Source organism: Mesorhizobium sp. M1322 (assembly GCF_040318085.1).
GTDB lineage: Bacteria > Pseudomonadota > Alphaproteobacteria > Rhizobiales > Rhizobiaceae > Mesorhizobium.
In genome coordinates this window covers 1-6,697 of sequence record NZ_JAMYLP010000156.1, presented here as the reverse complement: position 1 = coordinate 6,697, position 6,697 = coordinate 1, and the positions used below count along the sequence as shown (strand labels likewise).

Sequence of the window (6,697 nt, the reverse complement as noted above, 5' to 3'; positions counted from 1 at the left end):
ATATCCTTGGCATCGTCGATGGCGTCATCATCGCCAGCGCACTGAAACATGACGGCGTCTGGTGGAACCAGGTCGACCCCGCCCGAGTAAGAACGTTCATGACCGGGCTGAAGCGATGACCAAGCCGCCCGATCGCATCGCAACGATCAGGACGCTCCCAAGCGCATGATGGATCACGCCGACAGCCCTAGAGCTTCCCTTTGAACCCGCTGGGCAGCTACATCACAGGCGAACGAATGCTGTAAGCGGCAGATGATCGGAGGCGACCCGCGAAAGCGGCGTGTCATGGGCTTCGACGGTTGAGATCATTCCGTGTCGATTTGCCATGATCCGGTCCAGCGCCAGCAGCGGCAGACTCGATGGAAAGGTGGGGACCGCCAGCGGCGCAGGACCGAAAGTCGTGTGCAGCGTGTTCAGCGCGGAACGGTTTCCGAGTCGCCATTCGTTCAAATCGCCGAGCAGCAGTGTTGGTTTTTCGTCCGGGCTGTTCATGATATCGAGCACGACACGGGCCTGTTCGGAGCGCGATCGGCGCAGCAAGCCGAGATGGGCTGCGATGATGCGCAGAGTTCGTTTCTCGTCCAGATCGATTTCGGCAACCAGGGCTCCGCGCGGCTCCAGCCCCGGGAGCTTTATCTGATGGACATTGCGAACGATGCCCCGTTTGAATAGCAGAACGTTGCCGTGCCAGCCGTGCCCTTTGCCGTTTCCGGACACCGGCACCGGCACCAGGCCTGTTTCCAATTCGAGACGCAGCAGATCCAGAAGGCCGGCACGATCTCCAAAGCGATTGTCCGCTTCCTGCAATGCAATGACATCCGGGCCGATTTCCCGGATGACGCGACCGACTCGTTCGGGATCGAACTTTCTGTCGACGCCCACGCATTTGTGAACGTTGTAAGATGCGACCAGAGTCCCGGCGGGGCGTGTCCCTTCGGACGGCGCAGCCTTCGCCTTCTGCTTTTTTCTGTCGCGAATGGATTTGAGCACACTTGCAGGAAAGCTATGTCCAGTTCTTTGCATGAGTCTGCTGCTCGTCCTCGCTACCTTCAAGACTTAGCTTTGTCTCACTCAATCGCTGCTTCCCTGCCCTGACGAGATGCGGCCCTCAAAAGGAGATCGAACGATGGCTGCGTCACCCGAATTCCCTCCGGCGGAACGAGAAAGCCTCTAAAGGTAGGGCGATCCCAACCACAACACTCGGTCGAACAGGCGAACGATGAATGGCCGGGCTCTCAAGGTTTCGATCGTTACGGGCGCTGCGGAGGCGATTGCCGATCCGATCCGCGCTTCAATCTCGGCGGCAAAGCCTGCATCAACAACCTCCATATCAATCTCAAAATTCAGCCGCATGGACCGGGCATCAAGATTGGAGGATCCTATATAAGCCCAAACCCCATCGACCGACAGCAGCTTCGAATGATCGAACGAGCCCTCCGTGCGCCATACGCGGCAATAGTGCTTCAGGACCTGATCGAATTGCGCTGTCATCGCGCGGTCGACAAGGAAGAGATTGTTCACCGCCGGTACCACGATGTCGATCTCGACGCCTCGCCTGGCCGCGGTCGTCAGCGCGCTGATCAGTTCCCTATCCGGCAGGAAATAGGGCGACATGATGCGGATCGATTTGCGGGCGACGGAAAATGCCCCGATCAGCAATTTGTGGTTCGTTTCGATGCTGGCATCCGGCCCGGACGCGACCGCCCGCGCCAGCATCGGCTGACCGGGAGCCGCGGGAAGCGTGGCCACCTGCCAGGTGTCGCCTTTCAAGAGCTCGCCGCTCACGAAGCGCCAATCCTCGGCGCCAACCGAAAAAAGGTCGGCCACCACCGGCCCGGTGACCTGAAAATGCGTGTCCCTCGCGCTGGAGGAGCCGGCGAACTCAGCTGAGAATCCCTTTCGGATGTTCATCCCTCCGGTGAACGCAATCGTGCCATCGACGACCAGGATCTTCCGGTGCGTTCTGAGATTGGCGTAGGGAAGACGCAGGCCCATGACAATGTTGCCGTTGAAGAGGTCGGCTGTGATTTTTGCCTCTCGCAGATGCCCAAGAATGCTGGGGACGGAGTAACGCGCGCCCACGGCATCGATCAGCACGCGAACGCTGACACCCCGCTGGACGGCACCGGCGAGAGATTTCACGACAAGCCGCCCGACATCATCATTGTCGAAGATGTAGGTCTCGAGAAGGATACTGCGTTGAGCGCCATCAATCGCGCGGCACATTGCGGCATAGGCCTCGTCACCTGTCTCCAATATCGCAATTGCGTTTCCCGAGGTCAGGGCACGCCGCGCCACCCTGTCGCCCAATGTCTTCAGGCCGGTGAAGCGTTGGCCGTACCGCTCGGCAATCAATTCCTCGGCGGCAGTGTTGCGATCATGTTTTGCGGAAGCCGCCTCGCTGGAAAGGGGCCGCATGGCGCTGATCGTTGCACGACGGATACGGTTTATGCCGGCAACGGCGTAGATGATCGCGCCAAGGAACGGCGACAGGAACATCACGCCGACCCAACCTGTTGCGGCGCGGACGTCTTCCTTCGTCATTATGGCGTGCACGATGCCGATGGTCGCCATCACCACCGAAATGATCGCGAGGATCTGGGGCCAATGAGTCATTAAGGTCTGCAACATCGCCAGAACTATCCAGCGAGCGGTTGCAGAACGCAATGCAGCTCATTCTCGGCGCTGATACTCAACAGGAAGCCCCACCGGCCCCATCGCGCCGGCCAGCGGAAAACCTTAGCCAGGGCGCCGAGTGAAAGGTGCTCATCAGCAAGTACTTCGGCACCATTCCGTTCAGCGGTAAAGCACTTTGTGCGGCCGAGGCCGACGGCATGCGATTCGTCTGCGATGGTGGTCTCAAATGCCTTACATTGCAGGCGATTGAGAGACTTCTGAGATCGGCAAAGAATGCTGGAAACGCCTGCCCCGCATCGAGCCACTCTTTTTTTACGACGCAGTGCCGACCGTCCTGGCCGATCTGGCAGGCGATGAGCCCGATAGCCGGCACAGCGACCGCTTGCAACAGTTCTCCAAAAATTCAATCGATACTGTTGATGTCACTGTATTAATTGTGAAATTTATGCGGACTGCGGATCACCGCGATTGCGTCAGCTCATCACCGATGCCGAGGTCGACGTCCCAATCGACAGATCCAGACATTGGTCGATGGCCCGCTCAACGATCGCAAAGGATCGCCACGCCGTTCCGATCACCGGCCCGTAAGTTCGCATGGTATGCGCGGCCCTGGGCCGTAGATGAAGAAAGGCGCGGCAACGACGACACTCAGGCCGCAGTCACCTTGTCGTTGATCCTGCAGTCCATTCCGACCGGTACCAGTCGACAAATTTCTTCAGCCCATCTTCGATTGAAACGCTGGGCTTGAAGCCGAAATCGCGCTCCAGTGCCGTCATGTCGGCATAGGTCCGCTCGACGTCGCTGCTTTGCATCGGCTCACTGTTGCGGATCGCCTTTACATCAAGCAGTTTTTCCAGAGTGTCGATGAAATCGCCCAGCCGCACCGGCCGGTTATTGCCGACATTGTAAAGCCTGCTCGGCGGAACTTCAGCCGATGGCGGCTTGTCGAGCACGGCAACGACTGCCCTCACCACATCGTCAACATAAGTGAAATCCCGCCACATCTCGCCATCGTTGAACACCCGGATCGGCTTGCCTTCGAGCATCGCCTTGGTGAATATCCAATAGGCCATGTCGGGCCGGCCCCACGGACCGTAGACGGTGAAAAACCGCAAGCCGGTCTGCGGCACCCCGAACAGATGGGCGTAGGTGTGGCTCATCAATTCATCGGACTTTTTGGTGGCGGCGTAGAGCGAGACGGGTCTGTCGACCTGATCGGTCTCGCTGAACGGCACCTTGCGGTTGCCGCCATAGACCGAACTCGACGAGGCATAGACCAGATGCTCGAATGCGGGCTGCGCGCGACAGAACTCGAGCACTTCGAGATGGCCGACGACATTGGAACGGACATAGAGCCTCGGATTGTCCAGCGAATGGCGCACACCCGCCTGAGCAGCGAGATGGACAATCCTGGTTATGCCTTGCCCGGCCAAAGCGCTAGCGAGCGCGCCCTGTTCGGCGATCTCGATCTGATGAAATGAAAAATCCTTGTGAGGCTGAAGGCGGGCGAGCCGTCCCTTTTTCAGCGCCAGGTCGTAATAGTCATTCATGTTGTCGACGCCGACGACTGCTTCCCCCCTGTTCAAGAGGTGGTGGCAAACATGGCTGCCGATGAATCCCGCGGCTCCAGTGACAAGTATAGGCAACAAGGTTCTCCATGCACATGCCGGCACATGATCGCGAAATCGAGATCGATTTCCGAAACGACCATGTGCAACATCAAAATGCTACATCCAAATGAAGGACCGTCTCAGCTCGTGCTTATGGCCGATAGGCGCTACCGACAAGCTATGCGGTCCACGCTTCAGCTCGCCTCGCGCAGCGCCTCGGCCGCCTGCAGGTCGACCGACACGAGTTGGCTGACGCCCTGCTCGGCCATGGTCACCCCGAACAGCCGGTTCATGCGCGCCATGGTAATCGGGTTGTGCGTGATGATAACGAAGCGCGTCTCGGTGGTGGCGGCCATTTCGTCCATCAGATTGCAGAAACGCTCGACATTGTGATCATCGAGCGGTGCGTCGACCTCGTCAAGCACGCAGATCGGCGCGGGATTGGTCAGGAACACGGCGAAGATCAGCGACATCGCCGTCAACGCCTGCTCGCCGCCGGAAAGCAGCGTCATCGTCTGCGGCTTTTTGCCGGGCGGCCGCGCAAGGATTTCGAGACCGGCCTCGAGCGGGTCGTCGGACTCGATCAGTTGCAGTTCCGCCGTGCCGCCGCCGAACAGATGCGAAAACAGCCGCTGGAAATGGCCATTGACCACCTCGAAGGCAGCCAAAAGCCGTTCGCGGCCTTCGCGGTTCAGGCTCTGGATCGCCTGCCGCAGCTTGCGGATCGCCTCGATGATGTCCTCGCGTTCGGAAACGATGGTCTCCAGCCGGTCCGACAGCTCCTTCTGCTCTTCCTCGGCGCGCAGATTGACGGCGCCAAGCCGCTCGCGCTCGATCTTCAGCCGGTCGAGCTGACGCTCGATCTCAGTCATCTCCGGCATCGGGCTATCGGCCTCCAGGCCGGTGTGGCGGATGACCAGATGCGGCGGCGTGTTCAGCGTTTCCTGGATGCGCGCCTCGACCTCCAGCCGCCTTTCGTCGGCAGCGGTCAGCCGTTCTTCGGCGCGGACGCGGGTTTCGCGCGCCTCGGCCAGCGACTGGATCGCTGATGTCGCGGCCTTGTCCAGCTCGGACTGTCGGTTTTCCGCTTCCTGCAAGCGGTCGCCCGCCGCCTGGCGCAGGCTTTCGGCTTCGGCAAGCTGCGACAGCAAAGCGCGCCGCTTGGCGTCGATCTCGTCGGGTGCGTCGGCCAGCCTTTCGCGTTCGGCCTCGGCCTCCGCCTTGCGTTCGCCGAGTGCCGCGATCTGCGTCGAGGCGTTTTCGGCGCGCGCCAGCCAGTTGCGGTGTTCCGCGCCGATGGCGTCGAGGCGGCGCGTTCGCGCTTCGGCTTCCCGTCTCAAGCCTTCATGGACGGCGCGGGCATCGGCAAGGGTGGCACGGTCGCGAGCGACGTTGGCGACCGACTGTTCGAGCTGCAACTGCAGATCACCGAGATCGGGAGCGCTTTGCAGCAGCATCTCCGCCTCGATGAAAGCCGCCGCCGTCTCTTCATGGCTGTCAACGATGCGCGCGCGGGCTTCGTTAAGTGCGGCGCGTCGGCTCGACAGCTCGCCGCCGGCCTTCTCGGCCTCGGCCAGCACGTTGCGGGCGGCGTCCAGCCCATGCTGGGCATCACGCCCGGCCTGACGGGCGTTGCGCTCGGCCTCGCTGGCTCGGGCAAGTGCCTGCTCGGCATGGGCAAGAGCCTCTTCGGCCCGGCGCAGGATGCGCGTTGCGTGGACCGCCTCGGCGTCGAGCTCGGCCAGCCGGTTTTTCTGCGCCAGCCGCTGCGCGGCGGCGGTCGGCGCGTCGGCGCTGGCGGTGAACCCGTCCCAACGCCAGAGCGCCCCTTCGCGGCTGACCAGCCGCTGCCCGGGAGCAAGCAGCGCCTGCAGCCGCTTTCCGTCGCCAGCCTCGACGATGCCGATCTGCGCCAATCGGCGGGCCAGTTGCGCCGGCGCGCGCACCACACTGGCAAGGCTCGTGATGCCCTCGGGCAGAGCAGCGTCGCCGGGCTGAACCTCGCTCTGGCCCCAATGCACCGGTGCGCTGCGATCGAGCGGCACGTCGAGATCCTCGCCAAGGGCCGCGCCCAGCGCCGTCTCATAGCCGCGCTCGACGCTGATCTGCTCCAGGACGGAAGGGAAGAGGTCGCCACTCGCGGCATTCAGGATTTTGGCCAGCGTGCGGGCCTCGGTTTCGATTCGCGCCAGCTCGGCCTTTGCATCCTGAACTGGCGGGCGGGCGGCACTTTCCACCGCGCGCGCCTCGGCGACAGTCTGTTCGGCGGCAATCGCCGCGGCTTCGGTCTCATCGAGCAGCGCCAGCGCCTGTTCGACCAGAAGCTGCTTCTCGGCGGGATCGGGCAGGCCGGCGACCCTGGAGGCAATATCGGACAATTCCCGGGCGACTTCGGCGAGCTGGCGGCCGTAACGGTCGCGGCGCTCAGCGGTGTCGCGCTGCGTTCGTTC

5 protein-coding genes are annotated in these 6,697 nt (G+C 61.9%); 1 reads left to right on the top strand and 4 read right to left on the bottom strand.

Annotated features, from left to right (window positions below; genetic code table 11):
- Positions 1-2: 2 nt before the first annotated feature.
- Positions 3-119: a BtpA/SgcQ family protein gene (locus tag NKH12_RS29450; RefSeq protein ID WP_502910863.1), complete on the top strand. Its 117-nt coding sequence runs from the start codon at positions 3-5 to the stop codon at positions 117-119.
- Positions 120-222: 103 nt separating this feature from the next.
- Here NKH12_RS29450 and NKH12_RS29445 read toward each other — a convergent pair whose 3' ends face one another.
- From NKH12_RS29445 to NKH12_RS29430, 4 genes are all read right to left on the bottom strand, one after another.
- Complete coding sequence (locus NKH12_RS29445) at positions 223-1,023, bottom strand: endonuclease/exonuclease/phosphatase family protein (protein WP_352956340.1); 801 nt, start codon at positions 1,021-1,023, stop codon at positions 223-225.
- A gap of 147 nt (positions 1,024-1,170) precedes the next feature.
- Positions 1,171-2,631 carry a phospholipase D-like domain-containing protein gene (locus NKH12_RS29440; RefSeq protein ID WP_352956339.1) on the bottom strand — a complete coding sequence of 487 codons (1,461 nt, stop codon included), beginning with the start codon at positions 2,629-2,631 and terminating at the stop codon, positions 1,171-1,173.
- Between the two features lie 665 nt (positions 2,632-3,296).
- Positions 3,297-4,283 (bottom strand): NAD-dependent epimerase/dehydratase family protein, encoded by a 987-nt coding sequence (locus NKH12_RS29435; RefSeq protein ID WP_352956338.1) that lies wholly within the window; start codon positions 4,281-4,283, stop codon positions 3,297-3,299.
- Positions 4,284-4,441: 158 nt separating this feature from the next.
- On the bottom strand, positions 4,442-6,697 hold a 2,256-nt coding region (locus tag NKH12_RS29430), incomplete at its 5' end, for a coiled-coil domain-containing protein (RefSeq protein WP_352956337.1).

Coding starts and splice junctions, on each gene's coding strand:
- NKH12_RS29445 (WP_352956340.1), bottom strand. CDS start 1,023: ATGCAAAGAACTGGACATAGCTTTCCTGCAAGTGTGCTCAAATCCATT.
- NKH12_RS29440 (WP_352956339.1), bottom strand. CDS start 2,631: ATGTTGCAGACCTTAATGACTCATTGGCCCCAGATCCTCGCGATCATT.